The 21,261-nt window shown below is 72.5% G+C and carries 16 protein-coding genes; 4 read left to right on the forward strand and 12 right to left on the reverse strand.

Annotated features, from left to right (window positions below):
* Positions 1-20 precede the first annotated feature (20 nt).
* A complete protein-coding gene (hemL, locus tag QSK20_RS10705) occupies positions 21-1,358 on the reverse strand; it encodes a glutamate-1-semialdehyde 2,1-aminomutase (RefSeq protein WP_285788444.1) in 1,338 nt (445 codons plus the stop codon).
* 143 nt (positions 1,359-1,501) lie between these two features.
* Here hemL and QSK20_RS10710 point away from each other — a divergent pair, with 143 nt between their 5' ends.
* Positions 1,502-1,837 (forward strand): STAS domain-containing protein, encoded by a 336-nt coding sequence (locus QSK20_RS10710; RefSeq protein ID WP_285788445.1) that lies wholly within the window; start codon positions 1,502-1,504, stop codon positions 1,835-1,837.
* A 4-nt stretch (positions 1,838-1,841) separates the two neighbouring features.
* On the opposite strand, the gene QSK20_RS10715 is transcribed toward QSK20_RS10710, so the two are convergent.
* Together QSK20_RS10715 and QSK20_RS10720 are read right to left on the reverse strand one after the other, a co-directional pair.
* Entirely contained in the window at positions 1,842-2,396 is a 555-nt protein-coding gene (locus QSK20_RS10715; protein ID WP_285788446.1) for a response regulator, read from the reverse strand.
* Positions 2,393-6,760, reverse strand: a complete 4,368-nt coding sequence (locus QSK20_RS10720; protein WP_285788447.1) for a hybrid sensor histidine kinase/response regulator — start codon at positions 6,758-6,760, stop codon at positions 2,393-2,395. Before QSK20_RS10720 ends, QSK20_RS10715 begins: the two co-directional genes overlap by 4 nt.
* A gap of 226 nt (positions 6,761-6,986) precedes the next feature.
* On the opposite strand from QSK20_RS10720, the gene QSK20_RS10725 reads away from it, so the two are divergent.
* On the forward strand, positions 6,987-9,077 hold the full coding sequence (locus QSK20_RS10725; protein WP_285788448.1) for a SpoIIE family protein phosphatase: 2,091 nt from the start codon (positions 6,987-6,989) through the stop codon (positions 9,075-9,077).
* A 57-nt stretch (positions 9,078-9,134) separates the two neighbouring features.
* Here QSK20_RS10725 and QSK20_RS10730 read toward each other — a convergent pair whose 3' ends face one another.
* Complete coding sequence (locus QSK20_RS10730) at positions 9,135-10,679, reverse strand: FAD-binding oxidoreductase (protein ID WP_285788449.1); 1,545 nt, start codon at positions 10,677-10,679, stop codon at positions 9,135-9,137.
* Positions 10,680-10,773: 94 nt separating this feature from the next.
* Here QSK20_RS10730 and QSK20_RS10735 point away from each other — a divergent pair, with 94 nt between their 5' ends.
* The gene (locus QSK20_RS10735; RefSeq protein WP_285788450.1) at positions 10,774-12,870 is read left to right on the forward strand and encodes a S9 family peptidase; all 2,097 of its coding nucleotides are present in this window, start codon (positions 10,774-10,776) and stop codon (positions 12,868-12,870) included.
* Between the two features lie 166 nt (positions 12,871-13,036).
* On the opposite strand, the gene QSK20_RS10740 is transcribed toward QSK20_RS10735, so the two are convergent.
* Both QSK20_RS10740 and QSK20_RS10745 read right to left on the reverse strand, forming a co-directional pair.
* Entirely contained in the window at positions 13,037-13,990 is a 954-nt protein-coding gene (locus QSK20_RS10740; RefSeq protein ID WP_285788451.1) for a threonine ammonia-lyase, read from the reverse strand.
* 34 nt (positions 13,991-14,024) lie between these two features.
* On the reverse strand, positions 14,025-14,597 hold the full coding sequence (locus QSK20_RS10745; protein WP_285788452.1) for a TIGR03086 family metal-binding protein: 573 nt from the start codon (positions 14,595-14,597) through the stop codon (positions 14,025-14,027).
* Between the two features lie 31 nt (positions 14,598-14,628).
* On the opposite strand from QSK20_RS10745, the gene QSK20_RS10750 reads away from it, so the two are divergent.
* Positions 14,629-15,435: a helix-turn-helix domain-containing protein gene (locus tag QSK20_RS10750; RefSeq protein ID WP_285788453.1), complete on the forward strand. Its 807-nt coding sequence runs from the start codon at positions 14,629-14,631 to the stop codon at positions 15,433-15,435.
* A 111-nt stretch (positions 15,436-15,546) separates the two neighbouring features.
* Here QSK20_RS10750 and QSK20_RS10755 read toward each other — a convergent pair whose 3' ends face one another.
* The 6 genes from QSK20_RS10755 to QSK20_RS10780 are packed head-to-tail and all read right to left on the reverse strand — an operon-like array spanning position 15,547 to position 21,139.
* Entirely contained in the window at positions 15,547-17,085 is a 1,539-nt protein-coding gene (locus QSK20_RS10755) for a SpoIIE family protein phosphatase (protein WP_285788679.1), read from the reverse strand.
* Between the two features lie 2 nt (positions 17,086-17,087).
* Positions 17,088-18,446, reverse strand: a complete 1,359-nt coding sequence (locus QSK20_RS10760) for a sensor histidine kinase (RefSeq protein ID WP_285788454.1) — start codon at positions 18,444-18,446, stop codon at positions 17,088-17,090.
* Positions 18,443-19,453, reverse strand: coding sequence for a SpoIIE family protein phosphatase (locus tag QSK20_RS10765; protein WP_285788455.1), 1,011 nt, complete (start codon positions 19,451-19,453; stop codon positions 18,443-18,445). Before QSK20_RS10765 ends, QSK20_RS10760 begins: the two co-directional genes overlap by 4 nt.
* Complete coding sequence (locus QSK20_RS10770; RefSeq protein WP_088981140.1) at positions 19,450-19,869, reverse strand: ATP-binding protein; 420 nt, start codon at positions 19,867-19,869, stop codon at positions 19,450-19,452. Before QSK20_RS10770 ends, QSK20_RS10765 begins: the two co-directional genes overlap by 4 nt.
* On the reverse strand, positions 19,866-20,273 hold the full coding sequence (locus tag QSK20_RS10775) for an STAS domain-containing protein (protein ID WP_285788456.1): 408 nt from the start codon (positions 20,271-20,273) through the stop codon (positions 19,866-19,868). The genes QSK20_RS10770 and QSK20_RS10775 overlap by 4 nt, the downstream gene beginning before the upstream one ends.
* On the reverse strand, positions 20,273-21,139 hold the full coding sequence (locus tag QSK20_RS10780) for an STAS domain-containing protein (RefSeq protein ID WP_285788457.1): 867 nt from the start codon (positions 21,137-21,139) through the stop codon (positions 20,273-20,275). Before QSK20_RS10780 ends, QSK20_RS10775 begins: the two co-directional genes overlap by 1 nt.
* Positions 21,140-21,261 lie beyond the last annotated feature (122 nt).

The raw sequence follows: 21,261 nt of genomic DNA on the forward strand, positions 1-21,261 counted from the left end.
CGTCTTGCTGCTCACCGCACCTACCCCCCGTGGCCTGCCGCTGCCGCCGCCTTCGCCGCGCCCGGCAGGGCGGCGGCGATCTGCTCACAGGCGGCGTCGTCCAACGCCGCCGACACGAACCACGCCTCGAACGCGCTGGGCGGCAGGTAGACCCCGCCGGCCAGCATCGCGTGGAAGAACGCCGTGAACGCCGGCACGTCCTGGGTGCGGGCGCTGTCGTAGTCGCGCACCTCGGCGTCGGTAAAGAAGATCGAGAACATGTTGCCCGCGTACGACAGCCGGTGCGGGACCCCGGCGGCGGCGAGCGCGTCGCCGGCCAGCTTGCCCACGACGGCGGCCGTCTCGTCGAGCCGGCGGTAGACGGCGTCGTCGGCGAGCCGCAGGCTGGCCAGGCCGGCGGCGCAGGCCAGCGGGTTACCGGAGAGGGTGCCGGCCTGGTAGACCGGGCCGGCGGGGGCGAGTCGGGCCATGATCTCCGCGCGCCCGCCGAACGCCGCGGCCGGAAGCCCGCCTCCCATGACCTTCCCGTACGTGAACAGGTCGGCGTCGACCGGGTCTAGGCCGTGCCAGCCGGAGCGGGAGACCCGGAACCCGGTCATCACCTCGTCCACGATCAGCAGCGCGCCGTGCGCGTGCGCGATCCGGGCGAGCTGGGCGTTGAAGTCGTCGCGGGGGGCGATCACGCCCATGTTGCCGGCGGCGGCCTCGGTGATCACCGCGGCGATGTGCGGCCCCTCGGCGGCGAAGACCTCCTCCACCGCGGCGAGGTCGTTGTACGGCAGCACGATCGTCTCGCCGGCCGCCGCGCCGGTCACGCCGGGCGAGTCGGGCAGGCCGAGGGTGGCCACGCCGGAGCCGGCGGCGGCCAGCAGCGCGTCCACGTGCCCGTGGTAGCAGCCGGCGAACTTCACAATCTTGGACCGGCCGGTGAAGCCCCGGGCCAGCCGGATCGCCGACATGGTCGCCTCGGTGCCCGAGTTGACCAGCCGGACCTGCTCGACCGGGGTCCGGTCGACGATCTCGGCGGCCAGCTCGACCTCACCCGGGGTCGGGGTGCCGAAGCTGGTGCCCCGCGCGGCGGCGGCCTGGACGGCCTCGACCACGCCGGGGTGCGCGTGCCCGAGGATCAGCGGCCCCCAGGAGCAGACCAGGTCGACGTAACGCCGGTCGTCCGCGTCGTACAGCCAGGGACCCTCCCCCCGGACCATGAAGCGCGGCGTGCCACCGACGGCACGGAAGGCGCGCACAGGGGAGTTCACCCCGCCCGGCACGATGGCGCGGGCGCGGTCGAACAGGGCCTCGGAGGCCGGTGCGTCGGCCGGGTAACGGCCGGATCCGGCAGGGTACGTATCCGTCACGATGCGGCCATTGTGTCAGCGCCGGGGGGCCGATCGACAACCACCCCTGGTCAGGGTTACCAGACTCACCCCGTCACCGGCCCGGTCGGGGGCCGGATCGGGCTCGGCAGGCCAGGTCACCCGGTTCGCGCTAGGCTGACCGGGTGGATCGTGCCGAACTGTCCATCACGGTACACCGGACGGCCGACGAAGTGGTGTTGCGCCTGGTCGGTGAGATCGACATGCTCACCGCAGCCCAGCTCTCCAGCGCGGTGAACGAGATCCTCGCCGATCCGCCGCCCCGCGTCGTCCTCGACCTCGGGGGTGTCACCTTCTGCGACTCGCAGGGGCTCGGCACCCTCGTGGTGCTGAGCCGCAAGGCCAGTCACGCGCAGAGCCTGCTGGTGCTCACCCACGTCGGCGACTTCCTGCTGCGCGTCCTGGACATCACCGGCCTGCGGTCCGCCCTGATGATCCGCAACAACCACTCCCCCCTCTGAGGGCTCAGAGGGGGTTGCCCCAACGGGCCTGTTCCAGCATCTCGACGGCGCGGTCCCGGGCGTCGGGGTCGTCGGAGCGCAGCAGCGCGGTGGCCTCGTCGACCGCGTCGCTGAGCACCCGCCACTGCGACTCGCGCTCCCGGGCCACCTCGGACTGGGCGGCGAGCTGGCGGGTCTTCGACCACAGGTCGACGAAGACCGACACCTTGGCCCGGAGCACCCACGGGTCGAACGGCTTGGTGAGGTAGTCCACCGCGCCGACCGCGTACCCGCGCAGGGCGAGTTGGGCGTCCCGGTCGGCGGCGGTGAGGAAGATGATCGGGATGTGCCGGGTCCGTTCCCGGCGCTTGATGTGCCCGGCCGTCTCGAATCCGTCCATGTCCGGCATCTGGGCGTCCAGCAGGATCACCGCGAAGTCGTCCACCAGGAGCTGCTTCAGGGCCGCCTCGCCGCTCTCGACGGCCACCGACTGCACCGGGAGGCCCTGGAGGATCGCCTCCAGGGCCATCAGGTTCTCCCGTCGGTCGTCCACCAGCAGCGCCTTGGCCATCTGAGTCACTGGTTCTCCTCGCGTCCGCTGCCGCTGATCCAGGACGACATCAGCTCGATCAGCTCGTCCAGGTCGACCGGCTTGGTGATGTAGTCGCTGCCGCCCGCCGCCAGGGCGGACTCCCGGTCCCCGGGCATCGCCTTGGCGGTCAGGAAGACGATCGGAAGGTCCGCGAAGCGGTGGTTGCGCCGGATCGATCGGGTCGTCTCGTACCCGTCCTGGTCGGGCATCATGGCGTCCATCAGCACGATGTCGACCTCCGGGTGCTCGGCGAGCAGCCGGATCCCGTCCGCGCCGTTGTCCGAGTAGAGCACGGTCATGCCGTGCAACTCCAACGCGCTGGTCAGGGCGAAGACGTTGCGCACGTCGTCGTCGACGATCAGCACGGTGGCCCCTTCCAGCCGCCGCGTCGCCGGGCCCTCCGGCGGCTTCGGCAGCTCCGGCGGCGGCATCAGCAGCGACGAGGGCAGCCCGGCCCGGGCCGGCGAGGGCGGCAGCGGGGCGACCACCGCGTCCGGGGCCAGCACGTCGGGCACGAAGAGGGTGAACGTCGACCCCTGGCCGGGCGCGGAGGCGACGGTGATCGTGCCGCCGAGCAGGCGGGCCAGGTCCCGGCTGATGGAGAGTCCGAGTCCGGTGCCGCCGTACCGCCGGCTGGTCGTCCCGTCGGCCTGCTGGAACGCCTCGAAGATCAGTGACAGCTTGTCGTCCGGGATGCCGATCCCGGTGTCGACCACCGTGAAGGCGATCACCTGCCGGGCGTTGGTCAGCGCCGGCACGTCGAAGACCACGTTCTCCGCCGCCGGGCCGATCCGCAGGGTGACCGTTCCGGCGTCGGTGAACTTGACCGCGTTGGAGAGCAGGTTGCGCAGGATCTGCTGCAACCGCTGGGCGTCGGTGACCACGGTGGTCGGCAGGTCCCGGGAGATCTCGACCTGGAAGTCGAGCCCCTTCTCCTCGGCCTGCGGCTTGAACGCCTGCTCGACGTAGCCCCGGATGTCGCCGAAGCGCACGTCGACCGGCTGGACGTCCATCCGGCCGGCCTCGATCTTCGACAGGTCGAGGATGTCGTCGATCAGCGAGAGCAGGTCGGAACCGGCGCTGTGGATCGTCCGGGCGAACTCGGTCTGCTTCGGGGTGAGGTTCTGCTCCGAGTTCTCGGCGAGTAGCCGGGCCAGCAGCAGCAGCGAGTTCAGCGGCGTCCGCAGCTCGTGGCTCATGTTCGCCAGGAACTCCGACTTGTACGCCGAGGCGCGGGTGAGCTGCTGCGCCTTCTCCTCCAGGCCGAGCCGGGCCAGCTCGATCTCCCGGTTCTTCGTCTCGATGTTGCCCTTCTGCTCGGACAGCAGCTGGGCCTTGTCCTCCAGCTCGGCGTTGGTGCGCTGCAACTCCGCCGACTGCTCCTGCAACTCCAGGGCGAGCCGCTGCGACTGGGAGAGCAGTTCCTCCGTACGCCGGTTGGCCTGGATGGTGTTGACCGCGATGCCGATGGTCAGCACCAGCCGCTCCAGGAAGGAGAGGTGCAGGTCGGAGAAGGTCGCCACGCTGGCGAACTCGATCACCCCGAGCAGTTCCCCCTCGAAGAGCACGGGAAGCACGACCAGGTCGGCCGGGTTCGTCTCGGCCAGGCCGGAGCGGAGGGTGATGGTGCCGTCCGGCACCGCGCTGACCCGGATGGTGCGCCGCGACAGGGCGGCCTGCCCGACCAGGCCCTCGCCGGGACCGAAGGTGACCTCGTGGCCCCGGGCGACGTATCCGTAGGAGGCGGTGAGCCGCAGTCGCGTGACGCCGTCCGAGGTCTCGGCGAGGAAGAAGGCACCGAGCTGGGCGTCGACCAGCGGCGTGACCTCCATCATGATCATGCGGCAGACCTCGCCGAGGTCGCGCTGCCCCTGGAGCAGACCGCCGATGCGGGCCTGGTTGGAGTCCAGCCAGCCCTGTTCGGCGTTCTTCTTCGTCGTCTCCCGGAGGGTGACGATCATCTGGTTGATGTTGTCCTTCAGCTCGGCGACCTCGCCCTGCGCCTTGACCGAGATCCGCTGGGTCAGGTCGCCCCGGGTCACCGAGGTGGAGACCTGGGAGATCGCCCGGAGCTGGGTGGTGAGGGTGGACGCGAGCTGGTTGACGTTCTCGGTGAGGTCGCGCCAGGTGCCGGAGACGCCCTTCACCTGCGCCTGACCACCGAGCTTGCCCTCGATGCCGACCTCACGGGCGACCCGGGTCACCTCGTCGGCGAACGACGACAGCTGGTCCACCATCGTGTTGACAGTGTTCTTCAGCTCCAGGATCTCGCCCTGCGCGTCCACGGTGATCTTCTGGCCGAGGTCGCCCTTGGCCACGGCGGTGGTGACCGAGGCGATGTTCCGCACCTGCGACGTCAGGTTCGACGCCATCGAGTTCACATTGTCCGTGAGGTCCCGCCAGGTGCCGGAGACACCCTTCACCTGCGCCTGACCACCCAGCTTGCCCTCGGTGCCCACCTCGCGGGCGACCCGCGTCACCTCGTCGGCGAACGACGACAGCTGGTCCACCATCGTGTTCACCGTGTTCTTCAGCTCCAGGATCTCGCCCTGCGCGTCCACGGTGATCTTCTGCGACAGGTCACCCTTGGCGACCGCGGTGGAGACCTGGGCGATGTTCCGCACCTGGGCGGTCAGGTTCGACGCCATCGAGTTCACGTTGTCGGTCAGGTCCCGCCAGGTGCCCGCGACGCCACGGACCTGGGCCTGACCGCCGAGCTTGCCCTCGGTGCCGACCTCACGGGCCACCCGGGTCACCTCGTCGGCGAACGACGACAGCTGGTCCACCATCGTGTTCACCGTCGACTTCAGCTCCAGGATCTCGCCCCGGGCGTCCACAGTGATCTTCTGCGACAGGTCACCCTTCGCCACGGCGGTGGTGACCGAGGCGATGTTCCGCACCTGCGACGTCAGGTTCGACGCCATCGAGTTCACGTTGTCGGTCAGGTCACGCCACGTACCGCTGACGCCCTTGACCTGGGCCTGGCCGCCCAGCTTGCCCTCGGTGCCCACCTCACGGGCCACCCGGGTCACCTCGTCGGCGAACGACGACAGCTGGTCCACCATCGTGTTCACCGTCGACTTCAGCTCCAGGATCTCGCCCCGGGCGTCCACAGTGATCTTCTGCGACAGGTCACCCTTCGCCACCGCGGTGGAGACCTGGGAGATGTTCCGGACCTGACTGGTCAGGTTGCCGGCGAGCTGGTTGACGTTCTCGGTCAGGTCACGCCAGGTGCCGGAGACGCCGCGCACCTGCGCCTGGCCACCGAGCTTGCCCTCGGTGCCCACCTCACGGGCCACCCGCGTCACCTCGTCGGCGAACGACGACAGCTGGTCCACCATCGTGTTGACGGTGTCCTTCAGCTCCAGGATCTCGCCCTGCGCGGCGACGGTGATCTTCTGGGAGAGGTCGCCCCGGGCGACCGCGGTGGAGACCTGGGCGATGTTCCGCACCTGGGCGGTCAGGTTCGACGCCATCGAGTTGACGCTGTCGGTCAGGTCCTTCCAGGTGCCCGCGACGTTCGGCACCTCGGCCTGGCCACCGAGCTTGCCCTCGGTGCCCACCTCACGCGCCACCCGGGTCACCTGCTCGGCGAAGAGCCGGAGCGTGTCGGTGAGCCCGTTCATGGTGTGCGCCAGCTCGGCGACCTCGCCCTTCGCCGACACGGTGATCTTCCGCGACAGGTCGCCCCCGGACACCGCCGTGGCCACCTGCGAGATCGACCGCACCTGGTCGGTCAGGTTCGACGCCATGGTGTTCACCGAGTCGGTGAGGTCCTTCCAGGTGCCGGCGACGCCCCGCACGTCGGCCTGGCCGCCCAGCTTGCCCTCGGTGCCCACCTCACGGGCCACCCGGGTCACCTCGCTGGAGAACGACGAGAGCTGGTCCACCATCGTGTTCACGGTGCGACCGATGTGCAGGAACTCGCCCCGCAGCGGCCGGCCGTCCATCTCCAGCGCCATGTGCTGGGAGAGATCGCCGTCGGCGACCGCCACGATCACCCGGGCGATCTCGGTGGTGGGGCGGCCCAGGTCGTCGATGAGCGAGTTGACCGCCCGCTGGCCCTCCGCCCAGGAGCCGTCCAGCCCCTCCTCGTCGAGCCGCTCGGTGAGCCGCCCCTCCCGGCCGACGATCCGGCTGATCCGGCGCATGTCGAAGTACTGCCGCTCCTGCAACGACACCACGTCGTTGAAGGCGTCGACCACGTCACCGGCGACGCCCGCCCGACGGGGCAGCCGTACCTTGAAATCGCCCTGGCCGACCCGGCGCAGCGCCGCCGCCAGCTCGCCGAGGACAGCATCGTGGTCGGACGCCGCGGAGTCCGCGCCGGCCTGAGTTCTCGCCGTCGTCATCGTTCCTCGCTCAGCTCGGGGGCCTCCAGGCTCGTGCCGGCCATCCCATCATTGTGCCCGCACCGGGCCTGCGCATCTCCACGCCGCTCCCATCCGTCGATGCGTCGCCACCTGGATCGGCGGGACGGAGTGGCCGGAGTGACACATGGGGCGGGACGACGCGCCGGGGCGCGAAAGAGAGTCGACCCGCTTGGCTTCCCGGCGAAAGGGAGAGGAGGATACGAGGGTGGCAGCGGAGACGGGACCGACGACGACCGGCGGCCCGGACGAGCACGTCCGGCGGGTCCGGCTGCCCGCCGACCGCCGCACGCCCGCCACCGCCCGTGCCGTGGTCCGCTCGGTGCTCGCCGAAGCCCACCTGGACGAGCTGCTCAACGAGGCGCTCCTGCTGACCACCGAGCTCTCCACCAACGCGGTCGAGCACGCCGGCACCGAGCTGGACATCGAGGTGGTCGCGGACCGGGTGGGGCTGAGCGTGATGGTCTCCGACTACGCGCCGGGGCCGGTGGACGAGCTGACCGTCGGGGTGCGCAACGACACGGCCGACATCGCCGAGGTCGCCGAGCGGGGTCGGGGCCTGCTCCTGGTCGACCACTTCGCGAGCTGCTGGGGGACGACCTACCTCCCCTCCGGCAAGGGCGTCTGGTTCCGGCTGGACCGTCCGGACGCCCCCCCGCCACGCCGGGACGCGCTCGCCGAGGGCCGCCGGCTCTCCCCCTGCTCGTCGGGGACCGACGGCGACGGGAACCCGGTGGAGACCACCGGGCCGAGCGCGGCCGCGATGAGCGAGCTGATGCAGACCCGTCCCGACCCGTACGCCGACGATCCGCTCCCCGACTTCGCCACCGACCTGCTCGCCCGGGTCGCCACGATGGTGGGGGCCACCGGCGGGTTGGTCCGGCTGGACCGGGGCGACGGGCAGGGCACCCAGGTGCTGGCCCGGTACGGCCGACCGCCCCGCACCGACAGCGAGCTGCTCCGGGTACGGCTGGCGGTGCAGCGGCCGTACTCCGGTGAGCTGGAGCTGGACGCGGTGCCCTCGGCGTACGCGCGCCCGCTCGCCGCGTTGACCGCCGAACGGCTCTCCCTGCACCTGGAGAACGACCGGCTGCGCCGGGCCGACATCCGCCGGCAGGCCTGGCTGACCTTCCTGGCCGAGGCGAGCGAACTGCTCGCCCAGTCCCTCGACGTCGAGTTGACCATGGCGCTCGTCCCGCAGCTCGTGGTGCCCCGGCTCGGGCAGTGGTGCGCGGTGCACATCACCGACGAGTGGGGGCAGCTCAACCTGGCGGCGGCCAGCCACACCGACGAGTCGGTCCTGCCGCACCTGCACAAGGTGCTCCGGGAGACCGGCCACGAGTCGATCCAGGCCCGGCTGCGCGAGGCGATCCGGATCGGCTCGCAGGTGCCGCTGGGCGGTCCGATGGAGGGGTTCGCGGTGCCCCTGGTCGCGCGGGGACAGCGGCTCGGCACCCTCGCGGTCGGCCGGCACCAGCGCCACCGCCACGATCCGGACGAGATCGCCGTGCTGGAGGACGTGGCCCGGCGGGCCGCGCTGGCGATCGAGAACGCCCGCATCCACGCCGAGCGCCGCCGGGTGGCGCAGACCCTGCAACAGTCGCTGCTGCCGCCGGTGCTGCCACTGATCGAGGGCATCGGCTTCGCCGCCGAGTACGTCCCGACCGGGGACGACGCCGAGGTCGGTGGCGACTTCTACGACGTGCTGCCGTTGCCGGACGGCCGTTGGCTGGTGGTGATCGGGGACGTCTCCGGCAAGGGCGTCCAGGCCGCCGCGGTGACCGGGCTGGTCCGTGACGTGATCCGGGTGCTGGTCGGCGACGGCAAGCCGCTGCCGGAGGCGCTGAACCGGCTCAACGAGACCCTGGTCGAGCGGGGCGGGGGACGGTACTGCACGCTCGCCCTGGCGGCGGTCGGGCCGGGCGAGGGCAACCAGCTCGACGTGTCACTGCACCTCGCCGGGCACGACCGGCCGGTGCTGCTGCGCAGCGTGGGCGGGGCGTCCTTCGTCGGCACCGGCGGTACGGCACTCGGCCTGCTCGACACGATCGCCTCACCGACCTCGGTGGTCCCGCTCGACCCCGGCGACGCGCTGATCTTCTACACGGACGGGGTGACCGAACGGCGACGCGGCCGGGAACTCTTCGGCCCGGACCGCCTGCGGGAGGCAGCCGCACCGCTCGCCGGCTACTCGGCGGACGTGATCGCCGCACGGCTGCGCTCCACCGCGATCAACTTCTCGCCCGAGCCGCCCCGGGACGACATCGCCGTGCTGGTCATCCGGAACGACGCGGTCTGAGCGCCGGTTCCCCGGAGCCCGGCCCGAGCCGGTCGCCGGGACCCGGGCGCCTGGCGGTCAGAGGCCGCCGGGCAGGCGGCCGGGGGCGAGCCGGTGGTGCGGGTCGAGCTGCTGCTTGGCCGCGCGCAGCCGGGACAGGGCCGGCAGGTCGCCCCAGAGATCGACACCCTGCCGGACGGCGGGCGGCGCGGCCAGCACCACGCAGCGGCCATCACGGGCCAGGAGCACCTGTCGGACCGCGGTGAGGATCGAGGACACCCGCTCCACGGGTGTGCCACCGGGCAGCACGGCATGGGCCACGCCGAGGCCGACCGAGCCACGCACCGGCACCGGGGCACCGACCGCGTCCCGCAGCGCGTAGATGGCGGCGTGCAGGTCGGTGAGGGGGACGTCGACCCGGAGCGCGATGTCGTCCGGCCGGAACGGATAGTGCCGCCACCACTCGGGCGGGGAGTCGGCGACGGTGGCCCCCTCACCGAGCAGCCTGGTCAGGTGGCGGGCCCGCTCGGCCACGTCGGCCGGGCCGCCCTCCAGAAGCATCACCAGGTCACCGGCGGCGGGTGGGGTGGACCGCCCGGCCCCGGGGGTCGGGCCGGAACGCGCCGAGCCGGCCGGGTGGGCGGCCCGCCCGGAACCAGCCGGGTGCGCCGCCCGGGCCGAGCCCGCCGGATGGCCCGACCAGACGGGGCCGGCGACGGCGGGACGGGGGGCCGGAGGCCGGCGCACGGCGGGGAGGTCCAGCTCGATCGCGGCGGGGCGGAGCCCGGCCGACAGCACGGCGTGGATCAGCTCGTGCACCTCCAGCGGGGTCCAGACCGGACGGGTGACCCAGGCCCGGCGGGGTGGCAGGGGCCGGGCCCGCAGGGTGGCCGAGACGAGCACGCCGAGCCCGCCGTGCGAGCCGCAGAGCAGCCGGGCCAGCTCCGGACCGGACGCGTCGCCGCCGGTCTCGACCAGTTCCCCGTCGGCGGTCAGGTAACGCAGGCCGAGGAGTTGGTCGCCCGGGGTGCCGTACCGCAGGCGCAGCGGACCGGCCTCGTCGGCGGCGAGCACACCGCCGACGGTCGCCCCGGGGGACGGAGCGTCCAGCGCCAGACGCCAGCCCGTCCGCTCCAACGCGGCCTGCACGGCGCGCAGCGGAGTGCCCGCGCCGATCTCGACCATTGATCCGGACGGGTCGGGAACGCCCCCGGACCGGCGGTGGCGCCCGCCGGGACGGCCGACCGGGCCCGACCGCCCGCTCCCGGCGGGCCCGGACCGGGCGGCACCGGCCGGGCCGTGCCAGCCGGGGCCGTCCGGGGAACGGATGCCGGCGAGCCGGCCGGTGTCGAGCATGATGTCCACCCGCTCCGGCGCGGCACCCCAATCGATCTTGGTGCCGGCGCCCCGCGGCACCACGGTCAGGTCGTGCGCGGCGGCCAGCCGCAGCACCTCGGCGGCGGCACCGGCGTCGCCCGGCACCGCCACCCAGCCGGCCAGTCCTCCGGCGACCTCGTCGGCCGGGCCGGCGGGACGGGCGAAGGACGGGCCGCAGATCTCGACGAGCCGACGGGTGATGTCGGTCGAACCGGAACGGTGGGCCGAAGGCAGGGATCCCGACATGGCGGCAATCGTACATGTGTACGAACAGCTGTGGGGCGAAACCGGGCATCGGCGCGTACCCCGGTCCCGGCATGCCGGCCGGTAACGTGGCGGAGTGACCACCGAGACCCCCGCGCCCGTCGCCAAGCGCGTCCCCACCGAGCGTGTCCACCACGGTGACACGGTCGTCGACGAGTACGCCTGGCTCGCCGACAAGGACGCCCCGGAGACCATCGCCCACCTGACCGCCGAGAACGGCTACACCGAGGCGCGCACCGCCCACCTGGCCGACCTGCGCGCCACCCTGTTCGAGGAGACCCGGCGGCGCACCCAGGAGACCGACCTCTCGGTACCCGCGCGCAAGGGTGGGTACTGGTACTACAGCCGCAGCGTCGAGGGCCAGCAGTACGGCATCCAGTGCCGCCGGCCGGTCCGCGACGGCGAGACCGAGCCCCCGGTCAGCGTCGACGGCGCGCCCCTGGAGGGCGAGGAGGTGCTGCTCGACGGCAACCAGCTCGCCGAGGGGCACGACTTCTTCTCGCTCGGCGCGTACGACGTCAGCCCGGACGGACGCTGGCTGGCGTACTCGACCGACTTCGCCGGGGACGAGCGGTACACGCTACGGGTCAAGGACCTCAGCACCGGCGAGGTGCTCGCCGACGAGGTGCCCGACACCTCCTACGGCACCGCCTGGTCCGCCGACGCCTCCGTCCTCTTCTACGTCACGGTCGACGAGTCGTGGCGGCCGTACCGGGTGTGGCGGCACGTCATCGGCACCCCGGCCAGCGAGGACGTCATCGTCCACGAGGAGCCCGACGAGCGGTTCTGGGTCGGCGTCGAGCTGACCCGCTCCGAGCGGTTCATCCTGATCGACATCCACAGCAAGATCACCAGCGAGGTGCTGGTCATCCCGGCCGGCAATCCCACCGGCGCGCCCGCCGTCGTCGCCCCGCGCCGGCAGGGCGTCGAGTACTCCGTCGAGCACCACGGGCACCGTTTCCTGATCCTGCACAACGACGGCGCGGAGGACTTCGCGCTGGCGTACACCTCGGCGGACGCACCCGGCGACTGGGTGCCGATGATCGACCACGCCCCGGGCACCCGGCTGGAGTCGGTCGACGCCTTCGCCGACCACCTGGTCATCTCGCTGCGCACCAACGGGCTCACCGGCCTGCGGGTGCTCACCGACGGCAGCACCGACTGGTACGACATCGACTTCCCGGAGCCGCTCTACAGCGTCGGCCTCGACGCGAACCCGGAGTACCGCACCGGACGGATCCGGTTCCGCTACAGCTCGCTGATCAGCCCCGACTCGGTCTACGACTTCGACCTGGTCACCCGGGAGATGATCCTGCGCAGGCGGAAGCCGGTGCGGCCCGGCCCCGACGGGCGCGAGTACGACCCGGCCGAGTACGAGCAGCACCGGGACTGGGCGCTCGCCGACGACGGCACCCGCATCCCGATCTCGCTGGTCTGCCGGGCCGGCACCCCGAAGGACGGCTCCGCCCCCTGCCTGGTCTACGGATACGGCTCGTACGAGGCGAGCATCGACCCGTGGTTCTCCATTCCCCGGCTCTCCCTGCTGGACCGGGGCGTGGTGTTCGCGGTCGCGCACATCCGGGGCGGCGGTGAGCTGGGCCGACGCTGGTACGAAGAGGGCAAGCTGCTGGCCAAGAAGAACACCTTCACCGACTTCGTGGCCTGCGCCCGGCACCTGGTCAAGGCAGGCTGGACGGCCCAGGACCGGCTGGTCGCCCGGGGCGCTTCCGCCGGCGGCCTGCTGATGGGTGCGGTGGCGAACCTCGCCCCGGACGCGTTCACCGGCATCGTCGCCCAGGTGCCCTTCGTCGACGCGCTGACCAGCATCCTCGACCCGTCGCTGCCGCTGACCGTCACCGAGTGGGAGGAGTGGGGCAACCCGCTGGCCGACCCGGAGGTGTACGCCTACATGAAGTCGTACACGCCGTACGAGAACGTGGCACCGGTCGACTACCCGGCGATCCTGGCGGTGACCAGCCTCAACGACACCCGGGTCCTCTACCACGAGCCGGCCAAGTGGGTCGCCCGGCTGCGCGCGGTCGCGCCGCAGGGCGACTACCTGCTCAAGACCGAGATGGGCGCCGGGCACGGCGGCCCGAGCGGCCGGTACGACGCGTGGAAGGAAGAGGCGTTCATCAACGCCTGGATCCTCGACCGCCTCCGCCGCAACTGATCCGACCGCACCCCACCCGGTAGCACCCTGGGTGCTCTTTTTCGGGCTGAGGTGGTAGCAGGGGCCCCCTGTTACCGCTTTATGAGGAGCAGGGGTCCCCTGCTACCACCTAGCCCCGGCCGGCGGGCAGGGCAGCGCGGGCAGGACGGGGCGGGGCGCTACCACCTCACCCAGGTGGGGCGGAGAGCGCGGCGGTGAGCGCCTCCGGGTCGACGTTGCCTCCGCTGACCACCGCGACGGTACGACCAGCGGGCAGTTCGTCGGCGTGGAACAGCCGGGCGGCGAGTGCCACCGCGCCGCTCGGCTCGGCCACCAGCCGGGCGTCCCGGGCCAGCCGCCCCATCGCCGCCCGGATCTCGTCCTCGGTGACCGTGAGGATGCCGTCGAGACGGGCCCGCAGATGGGCGAAGGTCAGCGGGGAGAGCGGCAGCCGTAGCCCGTCCGCGCAGGTCCGGTAGGTGCGATCCTCGCCCCAGACCACCACCTCGCCCGCCGCGAGCGAGTCCCGCGCCTCGGCGGCCAGCGCCGGTTCCACCCCGACCACCACGGCGGACGGGCGCACCGCCCGTACCGCCGTGGCGACCCCGGAGGAGAGCCCACCGCCGCCCACCGGCACCAGCACCACGTCCACGTCGGGCAGGTCCTCGACGATCTCCAGCCCGACCGTGCCCTGACCGGCGATGACCCGCCGGTCGTCGAAGGGCGGCACCAGCGCCGCGCCGGTCGCGGCGGCGATCCGGTCGGCCTCGGCGCCCCGCCGTTCCCGGGGTACGAGCACCACCTCGGCCCCGAGCGCCCGCATCTGGTCGACCTTGACCGTCGGCGCGCCCTCCGGCACCACCACGGTGCAGGGAACCCCGGCCGCCCGGGCCGCGTACGCGAGGGCCTGGCCGTGGTTGCCGGAGGAGTGGGTGACCACACCGCGCGCCCGTCGGGCAGGGTCGAGGCAGGCCACCGCGTGCGCCGCTCCCCGCAGCTTGAACGAGCCGACCGGTTGCAGGCTCTCCGGCTTCAGCCACAGCTGGTCGTCCCACCGGGCGGGCAGCAGCGGGGTACGCAGCACGGTCGGTGCGACCGCACGGGCGGCGGCGCGGATGTCGGCGAGCGAGACCAGGTCCATCCCGACATCCTGCCCGCTGGACGGGCTGTCCGGGTCAGCCCGCCGACGGCCAGGCCGGGTCGCGACCGGTCAGGCAGAGCAGGCGGGCGAGGTCGTCGCCGGTGTCGGCGGGCTCCACCGCCGCGCCGAACACGCCCCGCTCGCGGGCCGTCGGCGCGAGCCGGGCGACCAGGTCGAGCAGGTCGGCCACCACCGCAGGATCGGTACGGTACGGCTGGCCGGTCGACCGGGCCAGGTCCCACCCGTGCACCGTCAGGTCGAGCAGCAGCATGCCCCCGACGACCTCCTGCGGCATGCCCATGCCGGGGGACACCCCCTCCAGGGCGGACGGCTCCGACCAGGCCCCGACGACGCGCTCGGTCTCGGCAGCGAACCGGTCCCGCCAGTCGCCGGTGAACAGGTCCGGCTGCTCCGCCCAGTCGACGGGGCGCCGGGCGGTCAGTTCCTGGAAGTTGACCACCACCTGGAACAGATGGCCGAGCAGGTCGCGTACGGCGTACTCCTGGCACGGGGTGGGCAGGTCGAGCTGGTCGTCGGAGATGCCCCGGACCACCGCCACGGTCTCCGGGGCGGCGGCGGTCAGCAGGTCACTAGTCTTTGTCGCCATACGGGCAGCGTATGAGGGTGGTCTTGAAGGAATGCGACACGAGCCGCGGAGCGACAACCGGGGCATCCTCGACCCGGGTCGGCTCCACCGTGAACTGCGCTTCCGCCGGCACCTGCCCGCCGCTCCGCTGCGCCGGTACGTCGAGCACTACTGGTTCGTCGACTGGGCGGTGACCGGAGCGTTCGAGCAGCGGGTCGTACCGCACCCGGCGGTGAACCTGGTGTTCCGGCACGACGTCGGCTCCCACGGCGACGTTGCCGGTTCGGTCGAGGTCTCCGGCGTCGGGCAGCGCCTCTTCTCGATCACCCTGGCCGGCGTCGGCCGGGTCTGCGGCGTCCAGTTCCGGCCGGGCGGGTTCCGACCGTTCTGGCGGCGTCCGGTCGCCGAGCTGACCGACCGTCGGCTGCCCCTCGTGCCGGCACCCGACCCGGCCGGGGTCTGCGCCGGTGACGACGACGACCGACGGCGGGCGCTCGACGACTTCCTCCTCGGCTGGGCACCGGAGCCGGATCCGTCGGCCGACGAGGCGATGCGCCTGACCGACGAGATCCGCACCGACCGGGGCATCCTCCGGGTGGACGACCTGGCCCGCCGGCACGGCGTCTCCACCCGCCGCCTCCAGCGCCTCTTCCTCGACCACGTCGGTGTCGGACCGAAGTGGGTGATCCGGCGCTACCGACTTCAGGAGGCGATCGAGCGGGCCGCCGCCGGCCCGCCGGACTGGGCGGGGCTCGCCGCCGACCTGGGCTACAGCGACCAGGCGCACCTGGTCCGCGACTTCACCGCCGTCACCGGCATCACCCCGACCGCCTACGTCCGCTCACTGCGCACCGGGTAGCGCGGAGTCGGGTGGTTGCCGGGGTCCCTTCCTACCGCCTGGTGATGAGCAGGGGTCCCCTGCTACCGAAAAATGCCGTGCAGGGGTCCCCTGCTACCACGAAATGCCACCTCAGTGGCGGCGGAGGGCGAGCACGGCGACGTCGTCGTGGATCTCCGCGGGGGCGAGTTCGCGCAGCAGGCGGGCACAGAAGGCGTCCAGGTCCGGCTCGACCCGGGCGGCCTGCCCGGCCAGGGCGGCAAGTCCCTCGTCGATGGTGGTGTCCCGGCGCTCGATCAGCCCGTCGGTGTAGAGCACCAGTGTCGCCCCGGCCGGCACCACGAACTCCAGGTCCGGCGGGCGGGCCGCCCGTACCCCGAGCAGCGGGGCGGTGTGCTGGAGGAACTCCACCCGCCCGTCCACGGCGAGCAGCGGTGGCAGGTGGCCGGCGCTGGCCATCCGGACCTTACCGGTGTCCGGCTCCAGCAGCAGCACGCAGATGGTGGCCAGCTCGTGCGGGAGCAGTCGCCGCATCAACTCGTTGACCCGGTGCAGGATCTCCCCGGGCTGGTGCCCCTCGACCGCGTACGCCCGCACCGCGTGGCGCAGCTCGGCCATCACCGTGGCGGCGTGCAGCGAGTGTCCGGCCACGTCGCCGATCGCCATCAGCAGGTGCCCGTCGAGCATCACCAGCTCGTAGAAGTCGCCGCCCACCTCGGTCTGCGCGCTCGCCGGCTCGTACCGTACGGCGAGGTCCAGGCCATCGATCGTCGGGATACGGCGCGGCAGCAGGCTGCGTTGGAGGGTGACCGCGATGCGGTGTTCCTCGTCGTAGGAGCGTTGCGCCTCGACGGACGCCGCCACCGCCTGGGCGAGTTGCACCAGCACCGGCATGCCCGGCACCTGCACTCCCGCCGGCACCACCACGTAGAGCGGGGCGCGGTCCTCCCGCAGCCGGGCCGCGGCGACCGCCAGCCGGTCGTCGGCCGGCCAGTCGGTCAGGTCCCAGTCGGACGGCTCGTCGATGCGCACCGTCGTGCCGGTCGGCACCCCGGTGTCGTCCACCGTCCACGGGACGACGCTGCCCGCCTCGCCGGGGCCGGGGCAGACCCCGGCCACGCACTCCCCGTCGAAGGTCTCGGCCACCACCGCGGCGGGGGTACGGAAGATCGCCGCCGCGCCCACGGCCGCCTCCTCCAGCAGGCGGGCGAAGGTCGGCGCGGCGTGCACCGCGACGGTGGTCTCGGCCAGCCGGGCGAGCCGCTCGGCGAAGAGTTCGGCCCGTCGGCGGGCCCGGTAGTAGCGCAGCACCGCGTGGGCGGTAGCAACCAGTTCGTCCGGTTCGATCGGTTCGGCGAGGTACGCGTCCGCGCCCCGGGTCAGGCCCTGCGCCCGGTCGACCACGTCGATGGCGTGCGCGGAGACGTGGATGACCGGCAGGGCCGGCTGGCTGGCCTTGATCCGTTCGCACACCTCGAAGCCGCTCATGTCGGGCAGGCGTACGTCGAGCACCACCAGTTCGACCGGGTCGGTACCGACCCGCTCCAGCGCCTCCTTGCCGGTCTCCGCCTCCCGCACCTCGAAGCCGGCCCGGGTCAGCCAGCTCACCAGCAGGTAGCGCTTGGTGCGACTGTCGTCGACCACCAGCACTGTCGCGGGCCCGCCCTCCACCGTCACGCCCCGTCCACGGGCAGGTCCAGGGTGAACACGCTGCCCCGGCCTGGCTCGCTGGCCACCCGCAGGGCACCCCCGAGCAGCATGGCCAGCCGCCGGGCGTACGGCAGGCCCAGGCCGGTGCCGACGCTGCTGGCGCTCCCGGGCACCTGGTAGAAATCCTCGAAGATCCGTTCGTGCTGGTCCGGCGCGATACCGATGCCGGTGTCCGTGACGACGATCCGCCACCGGCCGTCGACCAGGTCGGCGCGCATCCGCACCTCACCGGCCTCGGTGAACTTGAGCCCGTTGTGCAGCAGGTTACGCAGCACCCGGGTCAGCAGCGTCTCGTCCGACCGCAGCGTCGCCGGGGAGGGCGGCTCCTCGACCACCAGGTCCACACCGGGCCGGGTGGCCAGTGCCCGCAGCGTGCCCCGGAGCTGACCGAAAACCACCCGGAGGTCGACCTCGGTCCAGTCCGGCTCGATCCGGCCGGACTCGGCCTTGGCGAGGTCCAGCAGGTCGTTGACCAGAGCCAGCAGGTCAGTGGCGGAGGAGCGGATCAGCCCCACCTGGCGGGCCTGCTCGCTGGTGAGCGGGTCCGAGGCCGAGTCGGCGAGCAGCCGGGCCAGCCCGATGACCGCGGTGACCGGGGCGCGCAGTTCGTGGCTGACGTTGGCCAGGAACCGGCTCTTCGACTCGCTGGCCGCCTTGAGCTGCGCCGACTTCTCGTCCAGCTCGGCGTAGAGCGCCACCACGCCCCGGTTGGTCTCCTCCAGCTCCTCGGAGAGCTGGTTGTAGAGCGCGAGCACCCCCCGGTTGGTCTCCTGGAGCTCCTCGTTGAGCACGGCCAGCTCGTCACGCTGGCTGCGTACCTCGTCGAGGGCGGCGATGAGCTGCTCGTTCTGGGAGGTGAGTTCGTCCAGCACGCTGGCCGGCGCGCTCTGCGCGAGCTGGGCGCGCAGTTCGGCGAGACGCTGGGGAGTCAGCGCCTCCGCGTGGGCCGGAATGCGTCGGGACATCCGTATGACGGTAACTCCATCGACCGGGGTCAGGTCCAGGCTGTCGACGAGCCGGGCCACCGCGCCGGAGGTCGGCTCGTACCCGGCCGGGCCGAACGGTCGCAGCGGGGCGAGTTCGACCCGCAGGACCGGGCTCCCCTCCTCCGCCCCGGCGACGCGGAAGGCGACGTCCGCGCCGCCGACGGCACGCACCAGGTCCCGGGCGACCTCGCTGAGCGCGGTGGCGATGCGGATCTGGTCCTGGTACTCCAGACCGACGGCGGTCGCCACCTCCCGGCCGCGTTGCCGCAGCACGAAGATGTCGGGCTCGGCGCGGAGCGCCATCTGCATCAGCGGCGCGGGGAGGGGCGGGTTCATGCCGGGGCCCGGGCGACGAGGACACCGGCGTCGTCGCGGCGCACGCCGTAGTCACGCAGGATGGTGGCGGCGGTGAGCAACGGGGCCCGGTCGGTGAGCCCCGGGTAGTCGGTGAGCTTCCACCGGTCGGTCACCCCGTCGGTGTGCATGACCAGCAGGGCGTTCCCGTCGAACGGGTACTCGTACTCCCGGATCACCGGACGCTGGTGGCCGGCGATGCCGGGGAGCGAGACCAGCCCGCGCCGTCGGCCGTGCTCGACCACGGTGGCGGCGATGTTCCCCAGTCCCGCGAAGCGCAGCCGCCCGGCCGACGGTTCCAGCTCGGCGACGGCGAGCGCGGCCCCCCGGGTGTGCGAGATCGACCGGTGCAGGTGATCCACCAGGGCCTTCGGCGGCCCGGCGGGCGCGGCGCGGAACGCGGTGACGGCGGCCTCGCTCGCCACGGCGGCCAGCGGACCGTGCCCGAGCCCGTCGCAGACCAGCACCTGCGGACGCCCGTCGACCAGCCGCACGGCGAAGGCGTCTCCGCACCGGTCCTCCCCGGTCAGCGGCCGGGTGATGCCGGCCGCCCAGCCGGGGGAGGGCACGGCCGACGGCCAGACCTGCACGGCGAGCACGGTGCCCCGGCCGGACTGCGAGTAGCCGTCGTACCAGCTCGCCTGCCGGGCGATCGCGCCGAGGCCGATGCCGAGGGTGCCGGTGGTGGAGTGCCCGTCCCGGGAGGAGACGGTGAGGTCGGCCATGCCGGGCCCGGAGTCGACGGCGACCAGTTCCACGCCGGCCTCGCCGCCGCGCCGCACCGGACGGAGCAGGAGCACCCCGTCCTGGGCGTGCTTGACCAGGTTGCTGGTCAGTTCGGCGGCGACGATCGCCAGGTCGGCGGTGCGCCGGGCACCGAGATGCAGCTGATCGCCGAGGCGCTCGGCGGTCCGACGTACCGCGCTGGCCGCGCTGCTCGTCTCCACCCGGAACCAGAGGCCCTGGTCGGAGACGGGTTCCGTGGTCATCGGGACCACTTGGTCACGGTGATCCGGGTTCCCTTGCCCACTGCGGTCTGGATGTCGAACTCGTCGACCAGGCGGCGGGCTCCGCTGAGCCCGAGCCCGAGGCCACCGCCGGTGGTGTAGCCGTCGGTGAGGGCCAGGTCGAGGTCGGCGATGCCCGGGCCGGAATCGGCGAAGACGATCCGCACCCCGCGTCGTACGCCGTTGTCGACGCAGGTCACCTCGACCTCGCCGCCACCGCCGTAGACCAGCGTGTTGCGGGCCAGCTCACTGGCGGCGGTCACCAGCTTGGTCTGGTCGACCAGGGAGAGCTTGACGGCGACCGCGACGGTACGCACCAACTGGCGGACACGGACCACGTCCTCGTCGCTCCGGATCGCCTGCGCCTGCGGGCGGCCCAGGTCGATGCCGGTGGTCATGGCGATGCCGGCTCGGCGTCGGTGGGCTCGAGGTCGAGGTCGTCGTCCTCGACCCGGGCCGCCGCGATGAGTTCGATACCGCGTTCGACGTTCAGCGCGGTCCGGATGCCGTTGAGGGACAGGCCCAGCTCCACCAGCGTGATGGCGACCGCGGGACGCATCCCGACCACCACGGTCTCGGCGTCGAGGACCTTGGAGATGGAGGCGATGGTGGAGAGCATCCGGCCGATGAACGAGTCGACGATGTCCAGGGCGGTGATGTCGATGATCACCCCGTGGCAACCGGTCTCGACGATCCGTTCGGCCAGGTCCTCCTGAAGCTGCAGGGCGGTCTGGTCCTCCATGTCGACCTGGATGGAGACCAGCAGGATGTCACCGATCTTGAGGACCGGCACCCGCTCCATCAGACCTCCCGACGTACGCGGCGGTTGGCGGCGTTCTCGACGCCGGTGAGCCGCAGCACGTGGCGCAGGGCGTCGGCCAGGCTGGCCTTGGTGGCGATGTCGCCGAACTCGATACCGAGCGCCACGATGGTCTGGGCGATCTGCGGCCGGATGCCGGAGATGATGCAGTCCGCCCCCATCAGCCGGGCGGCCACCACGGTCTTCAGGATGTGCTGGGCGACCTGGGTGTCCACCGCCGGCACGCCGGTGATGTCGATGATCGCGTACGGCGAGCTGGTGTCCACCAGGGTCTGGAGCAGCCGCTCCATCACCACCTGGGCCCGGGCCGAGTCGAGCGTGCCGACCAGCGGCACGGCGACCACGCCCTCCCAGAGCTTGACCACCGGGGTGGAGAGTTCGAGGAGCTGCTCGGCCTGGTCGGCGATCAGGCTCTCCCGGGTGCGCACGTAGCTCTCGAAGGTGAACAGCCCCATCTTGTCGATCAGGCTGGAGAAGCCCACGAAGTCGCGGAGCCGGGTGCCGTCGTCGGAGAGGCTCTCCATCAGCTCCAGCAGCACGTCCTTGAGGGCGTAGATGCTGACCGCCGTCTCGGTGGCGGTGAAGCCCTGCCGGGCCCGGCCCCGGGACAGCTCGGCGAGCACGGCCCGCAGCTCGCCGGCCGACTCCGACTCCAGGTCGACGGCCCCGCCCTCGCCGGCGACGACGATGCCGCGGTGCAGGTCCTGCACCTGGCTGCGGAGTTCCGCCTGGCTGAGTCGGCCGCGCAGCGAGGCCGCGACCATCTCCGTCCAGCGCTGCGTGACCAGATCGGCATGCTCGGTGAGCAGACTGGCCAGCCGTCCGCTTACTTCCGTGCTCAGCGCCATCGGACTCCCCCTCCACCCTGACCGGGGCGGACTCTATCACCGGACCTGGTAAGACTAGTTGCCGCAGGACAAAGAACTGTTGCCCGCCCCCACCGGGAACGGCTCCCGTTCTGCGTGGCGCC

It is taken from the genome of Micromonospora sp. NBRC 101691 (assembly GCF_030269285.1).
Classification (GTDB): domain Bacteria; phylum Actinomycetota; class Actinomycetes; order Mycobacteriales; family Micromonosporaceae; genus Micromonospora; species Micromonospora echinospora.

Excerpts from the sequence above, each read along its gene's own strand:
- QSK20_RS10720 (WP_285788447.1), bottom strand. The coding sequence starts at position 6,760 with ATGACGACGGCGAGAACTCAGGCCGGCGCGGACTCCGCGGCGTCCGAC.
- QSK20_RS10730 (WP_285788449.1), bottom strand. The coding sequence starts at position 10,679 with ATGTCGGGATCCCTGCCTTCGGCCCACCGTTCCGGTTCGACCGACATC.
- QSK20_RS10740 (WP_285788451.1), bottom strand. The coding sequence starts at position 13,990 with ATGGACCTGGTCTCGCTCGCCGACATCCGCGCCGCCGCCCGTGCGGTC.
- QSK20_RS10745 (WP_285788452.1), bottom strand. The coding sequence starts at position 14,597 with ATGGCGACAAAGACTAGTGACCTGCTGACCGCCGCCGCCCCGGAGACC.
- QSK20_RS10750 (WP_285788453.1), top strand. The coding sequence starts at position 14,629 with ATGCGACACGAGCCGCGGAGCGACAACCGGGGCATCCTCGACCCGGGT.
- QSK20_RS10760 (WP_285788454.1), bottom strand. The coding sequence starts at position 18,446 with ATGAACCCGCCCCTCCCCGCGCCGCTGATGCAGATGGCGCTCCGCGCC.
- QSK20_RS10765 (WP_285788455.1), bottom strand. The coding sequence starts at position 19,453 with ATGACCACGGAACCCGTCTCCGACCAGGGCCTCTGGTTCCGGGTGGAG.
- QSK20_RS10770 (WP_088981140.1), bottom strand. The coding sequence starts at position 19,869 with ATGACCACCGGCATCGACCTGGGCCGCCCGCAGGCGCAGGCGATCCGG.
- QSK20_RS10775 (WP_285788456.1), bottom strand. The coding sequence starts at position 20,273 with ATGGAGCGGGTGCCGGTCCTCAAGATCGGTGACATCCTGCTGGTCTCC.
- QSK20_RS10780 (WP_285788457.1), bottom strand. The coding sequence starts at position 21,139 with ATGGCGCTGAGCACGGAAGTAAGCGGACGGCTGGCCAGTCTGCTCACC.